The sequence below is a fragment of the Dysgonomonas sp. Marseille-P4361 genome (genome assembly GCF_900343125.1).
Lineage (GTDB): Bacteria > Bacteroidota > Bacteroidia > Bacteroidales > Dysgonomonadaceae > Dysgonomonas.
This window is the reverse complement of sequence record NZ_OPYL01000003.1, coordinates 352,830-375,628: the sequence shown is the minus strand read 5'-3', so window position 1 is coordinate 375,628 and position 22,799 is coordinate 352,830. Positions and strand designations below refer to the sequence as shown.

Sequence of the window (22,799 nt, the reverse complement as noted above, 5' to 3'; positions counted from 1 at the left end):
TAAATAGAAATAGAGGTTGCAATCTAATTGATGGTTTAATCGCAGAAGGGTAAGATAAAACTGTAAAAAATATCAAAATAAGTATAGATCCAATATTTTGATGTAAATTTGTAAAACATAAAGCTTGAAACAAATGAATACTTTTGGAAATATTTTCAGACTGACCTCATACGGAGAATCTCATGGTGTAGCTATCGGTGGAGTAATAGATGGTTGCCCAGCAGGCATAGCTGTAGATATGGATTTTATACAAAATGAGTTGAATCGCCGTCGTCCCGGACAATCTAAAATAACAACACCAAGGAAAGAAGCTGATGAAGTAGAATTTCTATCCGGTGTTTTTGAAGGTGAAACAACCGGAGTCCCAATTGGATTCGTGATTAGAAATAACAATCAGCATTCGTCAGACTATGATAATTTGAGAGAGGTGTACAGACCTTCTCATGCTGATTTTACTTATACTCAAAAATATGGAGTCCGCGACCATAGAGGTGGAGGACGCTCGTCGGCAAGAGAGACTATAGCTCGTTGTGTAGCCGGAGCATTGGCTAAGTTAGCGCTGAGACAAATTGGTGTGGATATTGTTGCTTATACTTCGCAAGTGGGAGGGATAAAACTGGAGAAATCCTATACTGACTATGACCTTTCTCTGATTGAAACTACTCCTGTGAGATGCCCTGATATGGAGAAAGCCAACGAAATGATAGAACTTATTCAAGAAGTTAAGTCGAAGGGAGATACTATCGGAGGTGTTATTACATGTATAATAAAAGGAGCTCCTGTAGGACTGGGTGAACCTGTTTTTGGAAAACTACATGCAGCATTAGGCGGTGCGATGTTAAGCATCAATGCTGTGAAAGGTTTTGAGTATGGAGATGGATTCGATGTCAATCATCGGGGATCGGAGGTGAATGATGTATTCTATAACGATAATGGTAAAATTTCTACTCGAACAAACCATTCAGGAGGAATACAAGGCGGAATCTCTAACGGGCAAGATATCTATTTTAGAGTAGCTTTTAAGCCTGTTGCAACTATCCTAATGCATCAAGATACTGTGGATAAAAACGGTGAGTATGTAGACTTAAAAGCTAGAGGTCGTCACGATGCATGTGTCTTGCCTAGAGCGGTGCCGATTGTAGAGGCTATGGCTGCGATGACAATACTGGACTACTATCTGATGAGCAAGAAAGATAGAGCCTTTTTATTGTAAGCGATAATAATTTTATTATTCGAAATTGAAAACTAAAGATATCATTCTGGATTTTCCAGAAGATATTGCTTGAGTATATTTTAGCAGGTCTTTGTCCGTAAGGTCAGATCTGTCTTTTTTTACAAGGTCAACTAACCCTAAAGAGAACTTTAATTCGGGGCATAATTTAAACAGAGGAAAATAGAAGTTACATCCGATGCCAAATTCCAACCCATAATCAACGCTATTGAATCGTAAAGCTTGATCTTTCTTTGTGCTGATATCAATTGCTGTATATCCTCCAGCCAATAGGTATGGTCTGTAGTTGCCAGATCTAGGAGCGCTTATTTTAAGTAGTAAGGGGATTGTCATATAATTGCTTCGCATATTGAAGCTATATTCTTCCTTTGTCTTTTGTTCTTTAAATATAAATCGTCTTTCTCCGAAATAAAGGGTAGGAGCCAGTCTGAGGTTGAGGTATTCGTTTATATATCGGTCTCCTACGATACCTACATTAAACCCTACAGAATAAGAAGGTATCTCGGTAAACCATGCCTCTTTGTTTTCTCCTACAAAGCCGGAATGAGATAAAATTAAATCCTGAGCATTCAATCCTACCGAAAACCCTAGATGATACAGTTTTTGATCTGCAAAAGGTTGATTCTTGGGCTTTTTATATTGAGCATTTGTATATGTCGAGAAAATAAAAAAAGTCAAGAAGAAATATATAATATGTTTTGTTCCTTTTTTCAATGCTGTAAATGTTTATTTAGGTTATTTATAAAACGTTACAATCGTTTTTTTATTTTGTTTTACGTTGATATTACTTAGATCGAATATAAAATAGCGTATTGTCTATTTTTTTTGCTCACCTCTACTTTCATCCTAACAAGCTGTTCTATATCTGTTTATAATTCTATGTTTATAGGGTTATAGATAAAAGTAATATCGTAATCTATATTATCTAATAAAGTGAATTTTGGATGAATCAAAAAACTATCTATATTTGCGTATCAAAGTTAGTAATAATATTAAAAAACTAGAATCATGGCTTACGTAATTAATGAAGATTGTATCGCTTGTGGTACTTGTATCGACGAGTGTCCTGTAAGTGCAATTTCGGAAGGAGATATCTACGTGATAGATGCAGATACTTGTACAGATTGTGGTACTTGTGCTGATGCTTGTCCAACAGAGGCAATCCACCCAGCATAACTACTCGGGTAATAAAGAATACAAAAGGAAGCTCAACGAGCTTCCTTTTTTGTTTTTAATTTATTAAGTCAATCTTTTTTCTTATTTAAAAGCTCAATTATTGTTTTTTGCCTTTTATGGTTGTTAACTATATTGGCCACAAATAAACCCCAATCGAAATCTTCTTCATTTTCCATTGTCAACTGATAAAACTCCTCAACAATATATCTAAACGAGAATAATAGTTTTTTTCGAAATAAGCTCTTTCTTTCATACATATTGAATTCTCTTTGATACAATTTTAAAGGTGAAGATGTATCAATCAATAATGGTTGAGAAAGTTCTACTTTTATATTTGGAGATATATGAGCTTTATTGTTATTAAATAAAAAATAGAGGATATCATTTTCAATGTATAAAGCTGAAAAGTTATTTTCAAATTTGCAGAACCATCCAATTATAGGAGATAGCCTTGAAGAATCAAAATATTGTTCTTTACTGGTAAACTCTATATATCTGCTGTGCCTATTAAAATCTTTTAGTAATTTCATGGTCTGATCCTTTCAGTTCCTCGAAGAGGTTATACCTAGATTGGATTAGTTTAACAACTAAAAATTGCCTTTACACTAATAGATATCTATTACTTTCTCAATGTAAAGAAGAATTCTAGTCCTCCTCCTTTTCTGTTTTTTACCTGAATTTTTCCTTTATGGAATAAGACAGCATTCTTTACAATTGATAACCCAAGTCCTGAACCTCCCGTATCGCGAGTACGTCCTTCGTTAACACGATAGAAACGTTCGAAAAGGCGAGGAAGATATTGCTCGTCTACACCGCAACCAGTATCATAATATGAGAAATAAACATAAGTCTCATCTTCCATATAGTTGTTGATATTTATTTCTATATGTTTTCCGGCATAACTAATTGTATTATCAATCAGATTTCTGAATATAGAATAGAGTAGGGTATAATTCCCTTTTATAGCAAGGTCATCTCTGACCTTATAATTGAATTGTATATCATTCTGCTCTAATTTATCTGTGAGATTGATTCGTAATTCTTCAATCAGTTGGGCTACATAAATTTTTTCTAGCTGGAACTGATTTGATGTTTCCTCTATCTTGCTTATAAGAGTAATGTCTTCTATCAAGTTTGAAAGACGGACACTTTGCTGATAGGCACGATCGATGAACAGCTCTTTCTTCTCTACAGGTAGTTCCTGGCTAGTTAAAGTTTCCAGATATGCACGTAAGCTTGTTACAGGAGTTCTTAGCTCGTGGGCAATATTACTAGTCATTTCTTGTTTCAATAAGCGATTTTTTTCAGCTTTTGAAATATCCTTAATCGTGATTTCAAAGTTGTCATCTTCAAATACTACAGTTTGTATAGAAAATGTTTTTCCGCTTTTATTGATTTGATATGTATGGTATATTTCGTCATCTGTTCTGTTGTTTATAAACTCTATGACAGGTCTGAAAATTTCCTCCTTAACAATAGCTTCTAAGTCGAAGGCTGGTTCGTCTGTTATAAAGTTAAAGTATTGGAAGAAGTTTGTATTTGCATAGATCTTTTTAAAATCTTGATTAAAGATACAGATACCCTCATGTGCAAAATGGAAGTGCTGTATCAGTTTTTCTTTTTCCATTTCCAACTGAGATTGGCTCTTGTCTTTTTGTTTCAGTAAAGCAACTAGTTGATTCCCTATATCTCCAAGTTCGTCATGAGGGAATGTTATATTCTCTGGTAAAGGCTTGCCTTCTTTTATCTTTATAGCCAAATCTTTCAATTGGGATATTGAAGTTGTAAAACGGTCAGCGACATAGTTCAACAGTAGTAGAACAACTACGAATAAGATCAACACAATATATATAAACATATTGTCTGCCTTGAGTAAGCTTTGTGTTTCTATGTTGTAAGGTAATGCAACACGCACATAGTAGTCTTTGTAGTGCTTGGCATAATATAGATATTCTTGTTTTGTAGAAGCAGACATGCGTATATCTGAACCTTTCTCCTGATATAAAGCACTCATGATTTCTGGACGGCTAAGGTGATTCTCTAATGCTGAAGGGTTAGATATATCTTTGTCGAAAATAACATTCCCGTCATTATCTATGATTGTGGCACGTATGTCCATAGGCATAGCAGCGGCAAGATCGTGTATTTGAAGCATTGAGCTATCATTTAACTGATGCTTATTGATATATGCATATATCATCTCGGCATAGCTGTCAAGCCTGCTTTCCAAGCTTTCGGTACGTTGTTTTACTTCTTCGTGCTGCTCTACTATAATAATACCAACAGTAAACAACGCAAAAATGATAAAGAAATATGTAAATAGTTGTTGTTTATACGATAGCTTCATATGCTTGTTATCTTATATGCAGAAATACCTGCTGTTTGTATCTATTTTATATTAAATGTGTATCCATATCCGGTACGGTTGACAATATAGTCTCCATAACTGCCGATCTTTTTTCTTAGTCTGGCAATGTGAACATCGACAGTTCTTTCCAATACAATTCCATCATCTTTCCACGCTTTTTCCAGTATTTCGGTTCTTGAAAATACCCTATTTGGATTTTGAGCTAATAAGATAAGAATATTGAATTCGGTCTTTGTCAAGTCTATAATCTCATTATCGATGGTAACATTCTTTGTCTCAAAATTGATGATGAGATTTTCTATTTGCAGCAATTCCTGATTATCTCTTTTTTCTTCCAGCATTGCCCTTTTCAGTACACTTTTTACTCTGGCAATAACTTCTTTGATAGAGAAAGGCTTTGATATATAATCATCTCCACCAATGGAGAAGGCTGTGAGCATATCATTTTCGGTATCTTTGGCTGTGAGGAAGATAATAGGAATATTATTTTTAACTTCTTTTCTTAGATGGTCGGCAAACTTAAATCCGGATATTCCCCCCATCATCACATCCAGCAATATAAGATTATGACTAGATGAAAGCTTGTCCATTGCTTCTTCTGAAGACTCGGCTGTGTCTATCTGATAACCTTCGTTTTCAAGGTTAAATTGGAGAATTTCCCGGATGTCGGGCTCGTCGTCGACTACTAAAATCGATATTTTGTTATTTATTTCCATGCCTAATGTCTACTCCTTCGGTTAGATATATTGTTGCCTCGGCTATGTTAGTCGCACTATCACCAATTCGTTCCAAGTTGTGCGAAATAGTATTTACCTGTATTATAGTTTCTATTTCTTCTTTGCTTAGGCTTTTATTGGCAAAAGTCTCTTGTAAAGATACACTTATCTTGTGAAAAATTTCATCAACTTTATCATCTTCTTTTATTACATGATATGCCATACGGGTGTCTTCATTAGAGAAAGAGAAAATAGCATTGCGAAGCATCTCACTGCTATATTCTACCATTTTTTCTATCTGTTTTTTGATCTTAACCCACTGTATTGAATTTAAGTCAGTTTCTCTGAATGAATGGATAATATTTAACAGCATGTCTCCAACTCGTTCCAAATTTGTTGTGATATCTTGGTAGGTGATAATCTTTCTCAAGTCTGCAGCAATCGGATTGAATTGAAAAATTGTAAAAACAGCTTCTTCTCTGACCTTTATCTCTAAACGGTCTATAATAACTTCATTCGATTCAGCTTCCTCGTAAAGAGATTCGATTGTATTATCTTGTAACAACTTTGTTGCAATTTGCATCTGTGTTAGAGCTGTTTTAGATAATAGCTCAAAATCGTTCAGTAAGAGTTCTAATTGTTTATTCTTTATATTGGTTGTCATTTTTGTAGACTTTTTTTTATAGTTGAAAATTTAGCTAAATACACCAGTCAGGTAATCTTCTGTACGTTTATGCTTAGGCTTGGTAAACATTTGTTTTGTAGTTCCATATTCTACCAGTTCTCCCATATACATAAACATCGAATTATCCGATAAACGAGCAGCCTGCGACATATTATGTGTAACAATAACGATCGTATATTGTTTCTTCAATTCGAAGATAAGTTCTTCTACTCTGTTTGTCGAAATAGGGTCTAGTGCAGATGTAGGCTCATCCATCAGCAGTAATTCCGGCTTTAAAGCTAAGGCTCTGGCAATACAAAGACGTTGTTGTTGTCCACCTGACAGAAAAGTACCTTTCTTAGTCATAGAATCTTTTACCTCGTCCCAAAGTGCAACACTGCGTAAGCTACTCTCTACAATTTCGTCTTTCTCCGCTTTGTTTAGCTTTATATTATTTAGCTTGTATCCTGCGATCACATTATCGTATATGCTCATCGTAGGGAAGGGATTAGGTCTTTGAAATACCATTCCTGCCAGTCGACGAACTTTCATCGGGTTCATGTCAAATATATTCTTCCCTTTCAGTAAGATTTCTCCTGTTGTTTTAATGTCGGGATAGAGTTCATGCATACGGTTGATAGCACGCAGAAGTGTACTCTTACCGCATCCCGAAGGCCCCATAATGGCTGTTACTGTATGTTCTTTTATTATAGCATTAACATTATTAACAGCATTTTTGCCGGGCGTGTAGGATACACAAACATCTTTTAGTTCTAATATATTTTGTTCGTTCATATTTATTGAATTTTCCATTTTTTAGCAATGCTTTTAGCTAGTAGATTAATTCCTAAAACAAAGAGTAAAAGTAGTAATGAAGAGGACCATACTAAGTTGGCAAGATTCGGGTCATTATAGAACTCCCAAATCAATAAAGATATGGCACTCGTTGGGTTTGATGGATCCCAGTTGACAGATGAAGCACCTAGTGCTGTTACTAGTAGAGGAGCTGTTTCTCCCATTACACGCGATATAGCGAGTAATGATCCGGTAAATAATCCACTAAAGGCAGAAGGAATCAAGACTCGTAATACAACAGTTGTGTACGATCCTCCTAAGGCCAGCCCAGCTTCTTTTAGAGTTGTAGGAAGCATTTTTAAACTTTCTTCGGTAGATCGTATAATCATAGGTAGCATCATGATGGCTAGAGCTATACTACCGGCTATGGCTGAATATCCAGACATTGGAATGACAACCCATATGTAAACGATTACCCCTATTACGATAGAAGGAATACCCTGTAATAAATCACTCAGATTGCGGACTATATTTGCTAATCGTTTCTTAGGATTCTCAGCAAGATATACTCCGGTCATTATTCCTATCGGAATAGCAATAACGATGGCTATAGAAAGAATTAATATAGTTCCGGTAATACCGTTTAGGATACCTCCGGGAATAGGGCTGTCGCTGATGCGGGCAAGCATAGCCTCCATTGAGGTTGGTGCTACCTCTGTAAATAAACTTAAATTGAATTGTTTATACCCTTTCTTTACCAGTTCCCATAGTATGACAAACAGTGGAATCATTGTAAGGGCAGAGAATAGACAAACAATGTAAAAGAAAAGTTTACTTTTCGTTAGTCTGAATTTAGAACTTGATCTGAATCGCTTTATCATTTGTTCACCATTTTCATAATATACTTAGCTATAAAGTTGATGCATGCTGTAATTAAGAACAGCAATAGACCTATAGCCATTAATGAACTAAGTTTTAATCCACTCGCTTCACCAAACTGGTTGGCGATGATACTTGCCATAGAGTTACCCGTATCGGCAAGACTGCTTGGGATATTATTCGTATTACCTATTAACATCGTTACCGCCATCGTTTCTCCCAATGCACGCCCAAATGCTAATATGTAAGAAGCAAATATACCTGATCCGGCTACCGGAAGGTTTACAGATGTTATTACCTCCAAATTTGTAGCACCAAGGCTATATGCTCCTTCTTTCAACTCGTTTGGTACCATTGCAATAAATTCAGTGCTTAGAGATGATGCATAAGGGATGATCATTATAGCTAATACGATAGCTGAAAGTAATACTCCGAAGCCCTGATCATTTACTCCCATATCAATTAAGATAGGTCGCAGGGTGTAAAAACCCCATAACCCATATACGATAGATGGTATTCCTGCAAGCAGGTCTACAATGGAACTAACGAATGTTGAAATTTTCTTGTTTCTAAAATACTCTCCATTGAATAATGCAACAGATAGTGAAAAAGGAATACAAAACAGTAAAGCTAATATAGAAGTGAGCATTGTTCCTGCAATGAAAGGAAGAGCTCCATAGTTATTGTTTCTTGAATCCCATTCAGAAGATGTGATGAAATTGAAGAAACCAAATTCTGAAAAAGCTCCAATACTCTTGCTTACTAATCCGTATACAATACCTGCAGTCAGTAATATAATCAAGCACGATGCAGTTAATAGTATAGCTTTAAAAATTTTATCTTTCATCTTGTGATTTAGCTTTTAGCCAAGAATGTTCAATTAGTTGTTAGTTGCGATCGCCTCTCCGTTATATGTCATTGAATTGATTAAAGCCTTGGTTTTTTCAATGGCTGTAGCTGATAGAGGAGCATAATGTGTCTTGTTTGCAATCTCTTGTCCTTCCTCACTGATAATGTAGTTAAGCAGGTTTGTTAAAGCAATCGCACGTTCTTTAGGTCTATCGTTATAATTCTGTTCTTTATAAGTGATAAGCCAAGTGAAAGTGCTGATTGGATATGCATTGGGGTCAGGAGAGTTAGTGATTGAAATTCTTGTATCATTTGGCATCTCTATTTCTGCAGAAATTGATATGCTTTTGTTGTTTGCTTCGATAAAATTTCCGGCTTTGTTTTGGAGTAGAGCTGTAGGCATATTCAAAGCTAAGGCGTATTCTGATCCGATGTAACCTATAGCTCCGTCTGTCTCGACGATGATACCTGCTACTCCCGGATTGCCTTTTGCTGCAATACCCGTAGGGAAGTTTAGAGATTTTCCTTCTCCTAAATCTTTACTCCATGCTTCATTCACTTTAGACATGTATTCAGAGAAAACAGATGTAGTACCACTGCCATCTGAACGATATACAGGTATAATAGCTTTGTCTGGAAGGTTTAACTCTGGATTTAGATCCTTTAGTTTCTGATCGTTCCAATTTTTTATTTTACCAAGATATATATCCGAAATTACTTCTGCTGTAAGCTTGAGTCCACTTATTTCTTTTAGGTTATAAGATAATACCACTCCACCTATAGCAGTTGGTATGTGTACTATATCGCCCGGCATTTCTTTCAGATCTTCATTAGAAAGATATACATCTGTAGCGCCAAAGTCTACGGTTTTGTCTTGGAGGCTACGAATTCCGCCACCACTACCAATAGCTCCGTAGGTTACGTTTGTTCCGCTTTTAGCAAACTCTTTAAATACAATATTGTAGAAAGGTGCAGGGAAGGTGGCTCCGGCGCCTGAAAGTGAATCTTTGTTGTTTCCGCAAGAACTAAAAAGTATAGCTACTATTGCAACAGATAATAATAATGTTTTTCTCATTTCTAATTTCCATTTTAATTATAGTGCAATATTATTTAGCTAATGTAACAATGCTACTAAGGCAATGTTACGAAATTGTTAAGATTTACAATAGGGCTTTATATCAATAGATTATGTGCTGTTCATAAAAAAAGGATGTACCTGAGTACATCCTTTCTAATATTTAAAATCTGTTTTATAAGTTTATTTCGAGATTGAGAAATAAATATTGTTCCGATTTCTCTCTATCTCTATTAATGTTGCGGAAGTTGGGGGCTATTTTAACGTGCTTGAAAGGTTGGAATTCGGCGCCAATCATAAAGAATTGCCCATCGTATTTATTCCAAGGACTAGTAAAATTGTCAGGTCTGGTAGAATCCATTAAGTCATAACGTCCAAATGCTCTCCATTTAGGTGCAACCTTGACTGAGGAGTAGAATGAGTATCCGAAATAATCTTTTTTATCAATAAATCCCTTGTTATATACTTTATTGTATTCAGCTCCTATGGAAACGTTTTTATCTTGGTATCCGACAAATAGAGCAAGTGTTTGTTGATCTTTATAATTTGCTTCAGATGCCTCATCTGGTAATGCATCGCGTTGGTTTCCATCGTCATTGTATATATCAGCATATACGCGTAAAAGTAGATTTTTGATCGGGTAAACACTTATACCAGCAGCATAACGCATACTATTATCTTGTTTTACTTTTTTGTAGCCTTCTCCGTTGGTTAAACTAATGTCTGCTGAAATGTACGGATTGAAAGTATAGGATATTGTGGTACCCATGTCCACACTTGGAGCCATTCGGTATTCATCTTGGAATGATCTTAATATATAACGATGCATCCAGTATTTTTCTTGGAGGCTATATTGCATAAGACCAGTGAGTCCAAGATTAACCGTAAAGCCTTTGTCTTTCCATGTTACGAGGACATTACGAAGATATACTTCAAGTGCTCCCGACGAACTCTTTCCCGAAGCTCCATCTATGACAACTCTTGCTGAAAAGTTTTTAGCAAAATTATATTCATAACCCAAGAAAGCTCTTTCTATGTCAAAACCTCTTTTGTCGTTGACCTCCCCAAAGCCTGTATTGTAATTGATGAAACCTCTTAGTATCGGTTTTCCTGAGGGTTTAAACTCCGTAGAGTCTTGTGCCTGTATATTAAATACTCCTAAAGTGAGAATTAGGATAAAAAGTAAGTGAATCTGTTTTTGTATATTCATTCTGTACACTTTATTTTTTGTGCAAAATAAAAAGGAATTGTTGAAAATAGCTCAGATGTTTCATTAAGCTTCTGTTAAGAAGAGGTTACGGCTAGTTTGATATTTATATTGTAAAATCTGTAACCAGCTAATCATTTTAATTTGCAATTAATCTTTTCTCCGTTTTTATTTTTTATTGATTTAAATAATTTACCGTCGACAAAGATATTCGTTTTTACTTCTTTTCCAATTCTTAGAACTTCTATGTCTATTGTTTTATTGTCGAAAGCTATTATTTTTCTTAATTCCATTTTATTCCATCCTTCTGGTAGCTGAGGAGTTATGCTAAAACTATTCAATCCTGTTGGTCTGAATCCAAATACCCCCTCTGTAATAACCCTGCAATACAAGGCACTTTCGGCAGATAGATGCCTTTGATTGCCTTCAGGCCAGGCCTCTACTGCATATGGTACATGTTCGCCTAATAATCTTCTATTGGAATAGCCTATCAGATAAGAAAGAGCTTTTTCTCTTGCTCCAGCAGCAAATGCACCTCTTAAGCCATATAGTGTAGAACGATCCCAAAATGTTTTATCTCCCGTTGCTGTAAGCAAGCCATCTTTCGTCCATAGCTGAGGAGAGAATAAAGCATCGATGGTTCCTGCGGAGCGCTCCATAATATCTACAGTTAAAGGAATACATATCCATGATCTTAATATATCGTTTCCTTCATAATAACGATAGGTATTATACCCTTGTACATTTGCTCCAAAGAATTTATTAATATTTCGATGTAATTCTTCAGCCAGTTTTTTGTATTCTTCTATCTTATTTTTAGGGATATCAATGTCTTTGCCTAGATATATTGCCGAAATAAGAGCGTCGTATAGTAAAGATGAAGTACAAAGATTAGCATCTCCCGCAGGGAATCTGCCTTCAAGTTCATCGCTATCTGATGCAACAACACCATTCTCGTTAATCTTACGCTTCGAATATTCGATACACCATTCTATTAAGGGCCAGATTCTTTTTGCGGTTTCCTTATCTCCCAGTGCAAGAGCAAAGCGAGCGGCACCATAAGCTATCATAGCCTGATCTCCTCTGTCACCTGCGCCATTCCAAAAACTGTCTCCTTCTGCAATAATAGAGCTGGGGATTGGCTTATATTCGGGGTTCATATATTTTGAAAACCATTGCCATGAAGTCATCGCACTTTCTATTGCGGTATTATATCCAGAATATGAGAAGAGAGGATTGGCGTATTCGGCCTGATCGTTTGCCCAGATGGCAGCGTAGTATCTACCTCCACCAGGACTATGGACTAATCCGTTTTTCGTATCATAGATACTCTCCATTGCTCTTGTTTTAGCAAAATTGAACATTGTATTAAGAGTAGAGTCAGGAGAGACAAATTGGATGTTATTGAACATTAAATCTACAAATTGCTGACGCTTGTCTATTTCTTCATCTGTATTTATATATGTAAACTGTGGTGTTGTCAATTTTTGAGCGGTATATATTACCGAAAATGATACACTTTCAGTAGGGTGTAAAGTGTAAAGACCACTGTTTTGTGTATAGCTACTTATTTCATATGCACCATAAACTCCTTGCTCTTTGTGGGTGCGAGAGTTTATTTCAAGGTCTTCAATATCTATCTTTAGACTTCTATCTCCATTGTTTATTATTGTGAATTTTTCTATCACAAAAGGAAAATTTACGGATGGACTAATTTCTCTTTCCAACGTAGCATTGTTGCCAATATCTGATGTTGATTTCCATATTCCTTTTTGATATATAGACTTAACGTGTTCTTTAACTTCTTTACCGTTTATCTTTATGGAAGGTACAGCTTCTGAACCAAAAGAATGTAATAAACTAGCATGAGTATCATTCGGAATTGTTCTCAGCATGGGGAATACGAGAAGTTTATTGCAGATTAGTAAGCCTTCGCTATCTGTTCCATATGTCAGTATAAGAGAAACTTGTTTCCCACTCATCTCAACATGATCGGTATGTATATCTCCCTTTTTTATCGACCATTCTATGCCTCCATCGTCAGTAATTGACCAACGGTTTTGAGCTACTAAACTTAGACTTGTAAAAAGAAAAAAAAGGATAAAGAATTGTTTCATACTGCTTGTCTCTTAACTGAGTAAGGGCGTAAAGATACAAAATAGAATGATATAATTTGAATACAGAAAGGGGTGTATAAAACAATTATACACCCCTTTTACTGAAAAAATGTTATTTTTTATTTCTTAGGATTCATGATAACTTCGATAAAATTACCTTGAGATAAAAGTTCTTTTGTCAGAGCTTGTATATCTTTTCCTGTCAGATTTTTAACCGTATTGTAATAGTCGCTATGCGTATCTTCTCCATAGAATGAATTAGAGACTAAAGTTCCTAACCAGTAATTATTAGTCTTTTCATCTTCTTGGAATTTCTTAAGCATATATTCTCTCACTTTTTGGAAATCTTCTTCCTCTGGACCATTTTCTGCAATATTTCTCACCTCACGATCGATGATAGGAGTGATAGTAGATACTCTTTCAGGGTCTGTGTCAAATTGCATTTGTAGCATGGTTTGTCCTTCCGGAATTCTGCTTATTGATGCACCCACTCCTACACCGTATGTTCCTCCGGCTTCTTCTCTGACTGTACGAACATAAACAATATCAAGTATTTGTTTGAGAGCAGATACCGCAATCTGATTTTTCAAAGTGCGATCTAATTTTCCGCTATATAGTTCGTATGCAGTAGTTTTAGGAGTTTTCATTTCTTGTTCAAATACTTCTACAATCTTACCTTTCTTGATGTTTAGATTGATATCCTTGTAGCTCGCATTTTTGTCCCCAGTAGGAAGAGATGCTATGTATTGCTCAACAAGAGGTTTTAAAGCTGATTCGTCCACAGTACCTACGAAAGTGAAAGTGAATGTTCCAGGATTAGCGTACAATTCTTTGTAAATCTCAATTATGCGATCATAATCCAGTTTTTCTGCATCTTCAAGAGTCATTTCCTTCATGCGGATGTTATCTCCGTAAGCTACTTGTTTGCGTTTTTCTCCCATGATAAAATCAGGATCAGAGCTTAAGTTCTTAAGTTGATTCTTAATCATATCCATGATGCTTGTATATGCCTCAACATCTTTTCTTGGTGCTGTAAAGTGCAAGTAAGTAAGTTGTAATAGAGTCTCAATGTCTTTTATTGTAGAAGACCCATGGAATCCTTGTGTATATGTTCCGATAGATGCATTTACACTCGCTGATTTTCCGGCAAGAACTTTCTTAAGATCAGTTGCACTGAAGTTGCCAATACCGCCTACATATGGAACCATAGAAGTCATGCTTGCATTGTGATAGTCAGCATCAGGAACGATAGAAGTACCACCGTAAGCGATAGATGACATTAATATTTGGTCATCTTTGTAATCAGTTTTCTTGATTACTACTTTGATCCCATTCGATAAAGTCCATATAGTAGCATCTAGTTTAGTGTCAGTATCTACTTTTACCACAGATCCGGCTTTTGGTAATTCTGTAATTAGAGGTTCGTTTGATACAGTCTCTTCATATGCAGTAATATCTTCCGCTACTACAGCCTTAAATGTGCTTAGTATTTCTTCTTCCGTTGGGTATTTTAAACCTTCTTTTTCAGGACCTGTAATCGTAATAGCTACATTTTTATCATTAATGATGTTCATTTGCTGAAGCATAGCATTGATCATTTGAGCATTGATCACCGGAGCTATTTGTTTCACAAATTCATATTCGAATTCTACTCCGGGTATTCCCTCATTATCGACGAAGCTACGAACGTATTCTTGTACATATCTGTCATTTAGTTCTTTGTTTCTGTTGTTATACATATTTTCATAGTTTTTCAACAGATTGGCTTTTGCTCTTTCTACTTCAGAGTCGGTGAAACCGAATTTCTTCGCACGTTCATTTTCTCTTATAAGTGTAGCAAATGTTTCGGTGATTTTACCTTCCTTGCTTATAGCTATTGATGTCCAAGCATCTTTTGTTTTAGAAACAAAAAAATCACCGTCGTATATTATAGATGCAGCAAAAGGAGCATCAGCTTTCTGAGAAATCTCATTCAAACGATCCGAAAGCATTGTTGTAGCTAGACCTTTTACTATATTGATCATTAATTCTGCTTGCGTTTTCTTTAATTCATCAGGGAGAATATCATGTTTCATATAAACTGTAACACGTGTATTTGTAGTCTCTGGATCTGTTACAATAGAAACAATAGGTTCTTCGTTATCAGGTACAGGGAAATATACTCGCTCTGCAGGATCTGTAGGTTTAGGAACGTCTGCAAACATTGTTTTAATCTTTGCTTCAATCTGGTCTACGTCAACATCTCCTACAATGATTATACCTTGTAAATCGGGTCTGTACCATTTGTGGTAGTAGTCTTTTAATACCTGATAAGGGAAATGTTCTACTACTTCCATCTTGCCAATTGGCATTCTGTCGGCATATTTACTTCCTGCAAATATAACTGGTAGCTGTTTGTCCCATATACGCGTCTGAGCATTATTGCGAGTACGCCATTCTTCTTTTATAACAAGGCGTTCTTCGTCTATTTGTTCGTTCTCTAAAGCTATAAGGCTAGACCAATCGTGAAGAACCAACAAACAAGAATCAATAACAGTTTCTCTAACCAAAGGAACATTGCTAAGATTGTATACTGTTTCGTCAAATGATGTATAGGCATTTACATTTGCTCCGAATTTAACACCAATTGTTTCCAGATAGTTTAGCATTGTTTTTTTGCCCGGGAAGTTTTTCGTTCCATTGAAAGCCATGTGTTCAAGAAAGTGAGCTAAGCCTGCTTGGTTATCTTCTTCTTGCATTGAACCTACTTTCTGAGCGATGTAAAAATCGGCGCGATTTTCGGGATAAGCATTTTGTCTGATGTAGTATGTAAGTCCATTCTCTAAGGTTCCAAATCTGACTTTAGGGTCGATCGGTAGAGGTTGTGGAGCCTGAGCGTTTATTATACCGGTAAGTAGTAATAAAGCTGTTAGGATAATTGATTTCCTCATTGTGAAAATATTTAATTAATAAAACATTATTGTTGTTAAGTAAATCGAATAATCATATTAGTCTACCAAAGTAGTGAAAAAATCACAGATTTTGGGAAGAAAAATAATACATCCGCAGATAACGGCTATGATAGAGGCTATTAGAACTGCCCCTGCAGATAAATCTTTTACCGCTTTTATCATATTGTTCTTGTGTGGTGATACAAAATCGGAAAGAGTTTCGATGGCTGAATTTATTGCTTCTAAGGATATAACGAATCCGATGAGTATTAATATGGCAAGCCACTCTATATTGCTTATATTGAAAACAAAACCAGAAATAACGACGAGTAAAGATATTACCAAATGAATGCGTGCATTATGTTCTTTTTTGAAAAGTATCTTCAGACCGTTGATGGCATATTTAAAAGAGCGAAGTCTTTCAACTATTGAAAATTTATTTTTACTGTCGCTATTCATTTTGTAATTGCTTGTCTGTTCTAGAAGCTAAAGTAACAAAAAGCATCAAAATGAAATCAAGAAAAGTGGAAATTAATGATTTTTTAAGAGAATATTGAGAGACAATAGTCGTCCTTATTTGTTAAAAAGTAATAGAATCATTATTTTTGAATATTCTAAAAAATTGTAACTTATGAAAAAGTATTCATTCTTACTAGTTTTTATGGCCTCAGTTCTATTGGAATCTTGTACTTTTTATGGGAATGATTTAGAAAAAATGGGGGCATCTGTAAAGCAACACTTCAAATATAAAGATGTTGAGGAAGGTACTGTTACTAATATATCGTATATAAAGGCTCTTTCGTATGATGAAATACCGGAAGATGAGAGAGAAGAAGAGAATGAGATTTATTTATGTAAAGTGTATGTAAGAGGTACATGGGCATATTATAATAGTCAGCGAATATTCAATATTGACGATACTTTAGATTGTTATTTCAATAAGAGTAAAACATTTATAAGAATAGGTAATAAAGAAAAATAAAAAGTATGGTAGATTTGGCTAAAGATCCTGTAATAGAAAAAGATCCTTTAACATCAGTAGTTTCGGAATGGATGCAAAAAATGCTTTCCAGTTTTGGTATTTCTGAGGAGTGGATAAATTACACGAAGTTCTTTGTATTAGTGGCATTGGTTGTCATAATTGTGTATGTGTTGCAATATATAACAAGATTTGCACTCTCATATATTTTGAAGAAAGCACATAAGATAACAAAGCTTTCGTTCTTGGATTATCTTATTAACAATAGACTACCGCACTATTTGGCGTTAGTCATTCCTTATTCATTCATAAAAGCTTCTATCCCTGTCGTTTTTGGCGATTTTCCAGCCTTTATTTCTCCTTTGATTAAGTTGGCTGAAATATGCATGGTCTTTATTGTTATATGGACTATTATGGCTGTTGTTAAATCTCTGGCAAATGTATTGGAAGAAAAGCCTGCATTCCACAATAAACCATTGAAGAGTTACATTCAGGTTATTTATATAATTTTCTTCATTTGCGGAGCTGTTGTAATATATACCATTCTGACTGGTAAATCGGCTACGGCTTTCTTTGCCGGATTGGGTGCAATATCAGCAGTCTTGATGCTTGTTTTCCAAGATTCGATAAAAGGGTTTGTGGGAAGTATCCAAGTGAGTGCTAATAATATGGTACAAATAGGAGACTGGATAACAATGAATAAGTATGGGGCAGATGGTGATGTTATGGAAATAAACCTGACGACCGTTAAGATTCGAAACTTTGATAAAACGATAACTACTATCCCGACGTATTCTCTTATATCTGATTCATTCCAAAACTGGAGAGGTATGAAAGATGCGGGTGGCAGACGTTTTAAGCGTGCCATAAATATAAAGTATCAGACAATTCGCCCAATACCTGAAGAGGAGTTGGAAAAATATAAACAAATGGATAGTCTGAAAGGCTATATTGCAGATAAAGAAAAAGAATATGCAGAACTGAATAAACTATCAAATGGTGCAGCACCTTTCAATATGTTCAGTATAACGAATTGTGATCTGTTTTTGCAATATGGTATTTACTTCTTGAAGCATCATCCTAAGATTGATAAAAGCTTGACTTTGTTGGTAAGACAATTGGCTCCGACTTCTCAGGGCTTGCCTATTGAGATATATACATTTACGAATACGACTATTTGGGCAGAATATGAAGTGATTTTATCAGAAATAGTGAATCATCTAATCAGTGTTGTTCCATTCTTTGGACTAACTATTTATGAAGAGTCTTCTGGTACAGATATCTTTGATGTGTATATGAAAGAATTTCCTAAGCAATAAATAAAAGTTTCAAAACAGAAAAGGCTGCAATCTAAGATTGCAGCCTTTTCTGTTTTGCTATAGTAATTAATATGTAAAGATTAAATCTTATTCCTTTATTTCATTAAGTATCATACATGCTGTTTCCACGTTTGGTACATTCTTTATACTTACCGATCGGCGATTATTATTCTCTTTTAATTCGCAATTTCGTGGATACTTTTGTACATAACTCAATAGCTTGTCAAAAGCTATTGATTGGTAGTATGGAGACTCAATATTTGATATTAAGAATAAGCTCATTCTACCACTTTTCAAAACAACTTTTTCTATTCCCAGAGACTTAGCTAAATAGCGGAGACGTACAACCAGAATCAATTCGCGCCCTTCTTGTGGTATTTTACCGAATCTATCTTCCAATCTTTCGATGAAACTTAAAACATCAGTTTCTCGTTCCATGCTATCCAGTTCGCGATACAGAGTTATTCGTTCCGAATCGTTAGGAATATATGTTGCAGGAAATAATAGTTCCAAATCACTTTCTATTTGGACATCATCCACAAAATTATCACCGGAAATCTTTTCATCATTTTCTGATGCATGATAGAGATCGGCAAATTCATCGTTCTTCAATTCATTGACAGCCTCAGTTAATATTTTTTGATATACCTCATAGCCTAGGTCTGCGATAAAACCACTTTGTTCAGCACCAAGCATATTCCCAGCACCCCGAATATCCAAATCCTGCATGGCTATATGAAACCCATGTCCCAGTTCGGAGAAATTCTCTATTGCCTGCAATCTTCTTCTAGCCTCAGGAGTAAGTGTATGTAGAGGTGGAGCAAGCAGGTAAGCAAAAGCCTTTTTGTTGCTACGCCCTACACGTCCTCTAAGTTGGTGAAGATCACTTAGTCCGAAGTTCTGTGCATTGTTGACAATGATTGTATTTGCATTAGGAATGTCTATCCCCGATTCCACAATGGTTGTAGCCAGTAAGACGTCATATTCGTGGTTAATAAAATCAACAATGATAGACTCCAGTTTTGCAGGATCCATTTGACCATGACCAACCACCACACGAGCATCGGGTATTTCTCGTTTGATAAGATCTTCTAATTCGTAGATGTTTTTTATACGGTTATTGATAAAGAAAATCTGCCCGTTTCTACTCATCTCAAATTCGATAGCCTCTTTAATAATTTGGGAATCGAAAGTGTGGACTTCTGTCTGTATAGGGTATCGGTTAGGTGGAGGAGTTGTTATTGTCGATAAATCTCGCGCACCCATCAGCGAGAACTGTAATGTACGCGGAATTGGAGTGGCTGTCATCGTTAGTGTATCCACATTCGATTTCATTTGTTTTAGTTTCTCTTTTACTGCAACACCAAACTTTTGTTCTTCGTCTATAATCAGTAACCCAAGATCTTTAAATTGAACATCTTTACTTATAATACGGTGTGTACCTATAAGTACATCTACCTTTCCTTCTTTTACATCATTCAGAACTTCTTTTATTGCACTTGTACTACGGGCTCTGCTAATGTATTCTACTCTACAAGGAAAGTTTTTCAATCTGCCTTTAAAAGTTTGATAATGCTGGTATGCAAGTACAGTCGTCGGCACTAATACTGCTACCTGTTTGTTGTCAGCTACAGCCTTAAATGCCGAACGGATAGCAACTTCTGTTTTTCCAAAGCCTACATCACCGCATATAAGTCTGTCCATAGGCTTAATGCCTTCCATATCCTGCTTTACTTCAGCAGTTGCCTTAACCTGATCGGGGGTGTCTTCGTATATAAAAGAGGCCTCTAATTCATGCTGTAAGAATGAATCTGGCGAAAATTGAAACCCTTCTTCTTGCCTACGTCTTGCATACAGTTGTATCAAGTCGCGAGCAATATCTTTAACTTTACTTTTGGTCTTTTCTTTAATCTTGTTCCAGGCTCCCGTCCCAAGCTTATTGATTCGGGGAGGCTCTCCCTCTTTTCCTCTGTATTTTGAGATTTTATGCAAAGAATGAAGAGAGACGAAAATAGCATCGTTATTCAGGTATATCAACTTAATCAACTCTTGCATTTTACCATTCATATCTGAGCGTACCAATCCTCCGAATTGTCCGACACCATGATCTATATGTACAATATAATCACCGATCTGAAACTGCTGAAGTTCTTTAAGTGATAAAGCAAATTTACCTGATCGAACTCTGTCCGATTTCAGATTGTACTTATGGTAGCGGTCGAATAGCTGATGGTCGGTAAAACAGCATATTTTAAGCGTCTCATCAATGAAACCTTCCGATAGCGTTTTTTCTACAGGAGTAAATTCAATGTTATCTTCACGATCTTCGAATATAGACTGAAGGCGTGCATGTTGCTTACTACTATCGCTAAGGATATAAATCTTGAAGTGTTGATCTAAAAAGCGATGAAATGTTTCGCTGATAAGATCAAAGTTTTTATGAAAAGGAGGTTGTATATCTGTCTTAAATTCAATTGTAGCATCTGCTACTCCCTGCATCCGAGAGCCAAAGTGAAGATGAGTAAATTGCCCAATGAGTTCAGTATATTCCTCTACTGTTATTAGTTTGTTTTGTATATCCTGCTCATATTCGGGATTGTCGAGGATTGTTGAATCGGTATACAGTGCCTCAACTTTTTCTTTCGCCCATGTATAATCCTTAAACCCTACAATCGTATTTTGAGGTATTAGTTTAAAAAATGATTCACGATCCAAATCCGATTTCTGCATATCCGGAATAATCTGTATCTCTTGCAAACGTTCTTTTGATAATTGGGTTTCAATATCAAAAGTTCGTATTGTACTTACTTCATCTCCGAAGAAATCGATACGATAAGGGAATTCATAAGAAAAAGAGAATACATCCAGAATACTACCCCTTATGGCGTATTGTCCTGGTTCATATACATAATCAACATATTCAAACCCAAACGAGTCGAGCATCTCGGAAACGAAGTTTCTGTCTACTTCCTCATCCACTTTCAGGTGTATAGTATTCTTTTCCAATATGCTTTTAGATACCACCTTTTCTGCCATTGCTTCAGGATATGTGACGATGATCAAATGCTTGTTGTTTGTTTGCATTTTACCCATAACCTCCGTTCTGAGTATCTCGCTGGCAGCATCAACTTGTCCATATTTTATAGCACGTTTATAGGCAGAAGGGAAGAACAGTACTTCTTTATTCCCTAATATTTGAGTCAGGTCGTGATAAAAGTAAGCCGCACTTTCTTGATCATTCAATACATACACAAAACAATCGTTAGTTTTGTGATATAGAGCAGCTGAAAACATGCTTCCAGCAGATCCTTGTAGCCCCTTAACGTATATGTTTTTATGCTTGGTTAGGCTTTCGGCAATAGCCGCAATATTTTTATGAGATTCAAAAATCTCCTGTAATGCAGATAATTCCAATGGTGAAATGTTTTATTTAGGACTGCAAAATTAATAAATAATCTTTTAACTGATGTGTAGAAATATGTTATAAGAACGAAGGAGGCAGAATAGCTATCTTTATAAAAGTCTTCGAAAGTGGTTGAGAGTAAGATTCTTCTCCTATTTCTTAAAAGATAAAAGACGATTAAGAAGAATAATTTCGAATTGATCCTATAATTATTTTATACCTTTGCTTAGTTTTTATTAATAAAAAAGCAATATTATGTCAACATATACAGAAGATAAACGCAAAGTTACTACCCGACGCTTGATTGAAATGAAGCAACGCGGGGAGAAGATATCAATGCTTACAGCCTATGATTTTTCTATGGCTACCATCATCGATCAGGCAGGAATGGATATTATTTTAGTTGGAGATTCAGCCTCTAATGTCATGGTGGGAAATATTACAACTTTGCCAATGACACTAGATCAAATGATTTATCATGGTCGTTCGGTGATGAATGCTGTCAAAAGGTCTTTAGTTGTTGTAGATATGCCTTTTGGAACAGTGTCGGGAGATTCTTTGAAATCGCTTGAAGCGGCTATACGCATGATGAAAGAGACAGGAGCCGATGCTATTAAGATCGAAGGAGGAGAGGAAATATCATCTGATATAAAAAAGATTATAGATGCAGGTATCCCGGTGATGGGGCATCTTGGACTTATGCCGCAGTCTATCAATAAATACGGAACCTATAATGTAAGAGCAAAAGACAAAGATGAGGCTGAGAAGCTGATTAAGGATGCCCTTTTACTTCAGGAAATAGGATGTTTCGCTATTGTATTAGAAAAAATTCCATCAGAACTAACAAAAGAAGTAGCTTCACAGTTGAATATTCCGATAATAGGTATTGGTGCAGGACCTCATGCTGATGGACAAGTGCTGGTAATGCATGATATGTTGGGTATTAATAAAGATTTTTCACCAAAGTTCTTACGCCGCTATGCTGACCTGTATTCTGTAATCACAGAAGCAGTACAAGGGTATATTAAGGACGTGAAAACAATGGACTTCCCAAACGAAGACGAAAGCTATTGATTGATATAAAAGTATAT

Annotated in this window: 19 protein-coding genes; 5 read left to right on the top strand and 14 right to left on the bottom strand. The window is 35.8% G+C overall.

From position 1 onward, the window contains the following. The first annotated feature begins 133 nt into the window (after positions 1-133). Positions 134-1,213 carry a chorismate synthase gene (gene aroC, locus DHU68_RS07970; RefSeq protein WP_108822444.1) on the top strand — a complete coding sequence of 360 codons (1,080 nt, stop codon included), beginning with the start codon at positions 134-136 and terminating at the stop codon, positions 1,211-1,213. 15 nt (positions 1,214-1,228) lie between these two features. Here aroC and DHU68_RS07965 read toward each other — a convergent pair whose 3' ends face one another. Then, positions 1,229-1,924, bottom strand: coding sequence for a porin family protein (locus DHU68_RS07965; RefSeq protein WP_108822556.1), 696 nt, complete (start codon positions 1,922-1,924; stop codon positions 1,229-1,231). Between the two features lie 315 nt (positions 1,925-2,239). Here DHU68_RS07965 and DHU68_RS07960 point away from each other — a divergent pair, with 315 nt between their 5' ends. Further along, positions 2,240-2,407 carry a DUF362 domain-containing protein gene (locus DHU68_RS07960; RefSeq protein WP_108822443.1) on the top strand — a complete coding sequence of 56 codons (168 nt, stop codon included), beginning with the start codon at positions 2,240-2,242 and terminating at the stop codon, positions 2,405-2,407. A 68-nt stretch (positions 2,408-2,475) separates the two neighbouring features. On the opposite strand, the gene DHU68_RS07955 is transcribed toward DHU68_RS07960, so the two are convergent. The 12 genes from DHU68_RS07955 to DHU68_RS07900 all read right to left on the bottom strand — a co-directional run bounded on the left by DHU68_RS07955 (position 2,476) and on the right by DHU68_RS07900 (position 16,466). Beyond that, the gene (locus DHU68_RS07955; protein ID WP_108822442.1) at positions 2,476-2,937 is read right to left on the bottom strand and encodes a hypothetical protein; all 462 of its coding nucleotides are present in this window, start codon (positions 2,935-2,937) and stop codon (positions 2,476-2,478) included. 89 nt (positions 2,938-3,026) lie between these two features. Further along, entirely contained in the window at positions 3,027-4,754 is a 1,728-nt protein-coding gene (locus tag DHU68_RS07950) for an ATP-binding protein (RefSeq protein ID WP_108822441.1), read from the bottom strand. A gap of 41 nt (positions 4,755-4,795) precedes the next feature. Further along, entirely contained in the window at positions 4,796-5,491 is a 696-nt protein-coding gene (locus DHU68_RS07945) for a response regulator transcription factor (RefSeq protein WP_108822440.1), read from the bottom strand. Further along, positions 5,478-6,155: a phosphate signaling complex protein PhoU gene (gene phoU / locus DHU68_RS07940; protein ID WP_108822439.1), complete on the bottom strand. Its 678-nt coding sequence runs from the start codon at positions 6,153-6,155 to the stop codon at positions 5,478-5,480. Before phoU ends, DHU68_RS07945 begins: the two co-directional genes overlap by 14 nt. Before the next feature lie 30 nt (positions 6,156-6,185). Continuing rightward, the gene (gene pstB, locus DHU68_RS07935) at positions 6,186-6,968 is read right to left on the bottom strand and encodes a phosphate ABC transporter ATP-binding protein PstB (protein ID WP_108822438.1); all 783 of its coding nucleotides are present in this window, start codon (positions 6,966-6,968) and stop codon (positions 6,186-6,188) included. After that, entirely contained in the window at positions 6,953-7,831 is an 879-nt protein-coding gene (pstA, locus tag DHU68_RS07930; protein WP_108822437.1) for a phosphate ABC transporter permease PstA, read from the bottom strand. The genes pstB and pstA overlap by 16 nt, the downstream gene beginning before the upstream one ends. Next, the gene (gene pstC / locus DHU68_RS07925; RefSeq protein WP_108822436.1) at positions 7,828-8,676 is read right to left on the bottom strand and encodes a phosphate ABC transporter permease subunit PstC; all 849 of its coding nucleotides are present in this window, start codon (positions 8,674-8,676) and stop codon (positions 7,828-7,830) included. The genes pstA and pstC overlap by 4 nt, the downstream gene beginning before the upstream one ends. 33 nt (positions 8,677-8,709) lie before the next feature. Next, a complete protein-coding gene (gene pstS / locus DHU68_RS07920) occupies positions 8,710-9,753 on the bottom strand; it encodes a phosphate ABC transporter substrate-binding protein PstS (RefSeq protein ID WP_108822435.1) in 1,044 nt (347 codons plus the stop codon). A 175-nt stretch (positions 9,754-9,928) separates the two neighbouring features. Continuing rightward, positions 9,929-10,963, bottom strand: a complete 1,035-nt coding sequence (locus DHU68_RS07915) for an OprO/OprP family phosphate-selective porin (RefSeq protein WP_255412473.1) — start codon at positions 10,961-10,963, stop codon at positions 9,929-9,931. 131 nt (positions 10,964-11,094) lie between these two features. Then, on the bottom strand, positions 11,095-13,077 hold the full coding sequence (locus DHU68_RS07910; RefSeq protein WP_108822434.1) for a hypothetical protein: 1,983 nt from the start codon (positions 13,075-13,077) through the stop codon (positions 11,095-11,097). Positions 13,078-13,196: 119 nt separating this feature from the next. Next, positions 13,197-16,007, bottom strand: coding sequence for a pitrilysin family protein (locus DHU68_RS07905; RefSeq protein WP_108822433.1), 2,811 nt, complete (start codon positions 16,005-16,007; stop codon positions 13,197-13,199). Positions 16,008-16,064: 57 nt separating this feature from the next. Beyond that, positions 16,065-16,466, bottom strand: a complete 402-nt coding sequence (locus DHU68_RS07900; RefSeq protein WP_108822432.1) for a diacylglycerol kinase family protein — start codon at positions 16,464-16,466, stop codon at positions 16,065-16,067. Positions 16,467-16,638: 172 nt separating this feature from the next. Between DHU68_RS07900 and DHU68_RS07895 the strand changes: the two genes are divergently transcribed. Both DHU68_RS07895 and DHU68_RS07890 read left to right on the top strand, forming a co-directional pair. Continuing rightward, complete coding sequence (locus DHU68_RS07895) at positions 16,639-16,989, top strand: hypothetical protein (protein WP_108822431.1); 351 nt, start codon at positions 16,639-16,641, stop codon at positions 16,987-16,989. 5 nt (positions 16,990-16,994) lie between these two features. Next, entirely contained in the window at positions 16,995-18,305 is a 1,311-nt protein-coding gene (locus DHU68_RS07890) for a mechanosensitive ion channel family protein (RefSeq protein ID WP_108822430.1), read from the top strand. An 87-nt stretch (positions 18,306-18,392) separates the two neighbouring features. Here DHU68_RS07890 and mfd read toward each other — a convergent pair whose 3' ends face one another. Then, positions 18,393-21,719 carry a transcription-repair coupling factor gene (gene mfd, locus DHU68_RS07885; protein ID WP_108822429.1) on the bottom strand — a complete coding sequence of 1,109 codons (3,327 nt, stop codon included), beginning with the start codon at positions 21,717-21,719 and terminating at the stop codon, positions 18,393-18,395. 244 nt (positions 21,720-21,963) lie between these two features. On the opposite strand from mfd, the gene panB reads away from it, so the two are divergent. After that, entirely contained in the window at positions 21,964-22,782 is an 819-nt protein-coding gene (gene panB, locus DHU68_RS07880; protein ID WP_108822428.1) for a 3-methyl-2-oxobutanoate hydroxymethyltransferase, read from the top strand. Positions 22,783-22,799 lie beyond the last annotated feature (17 nt).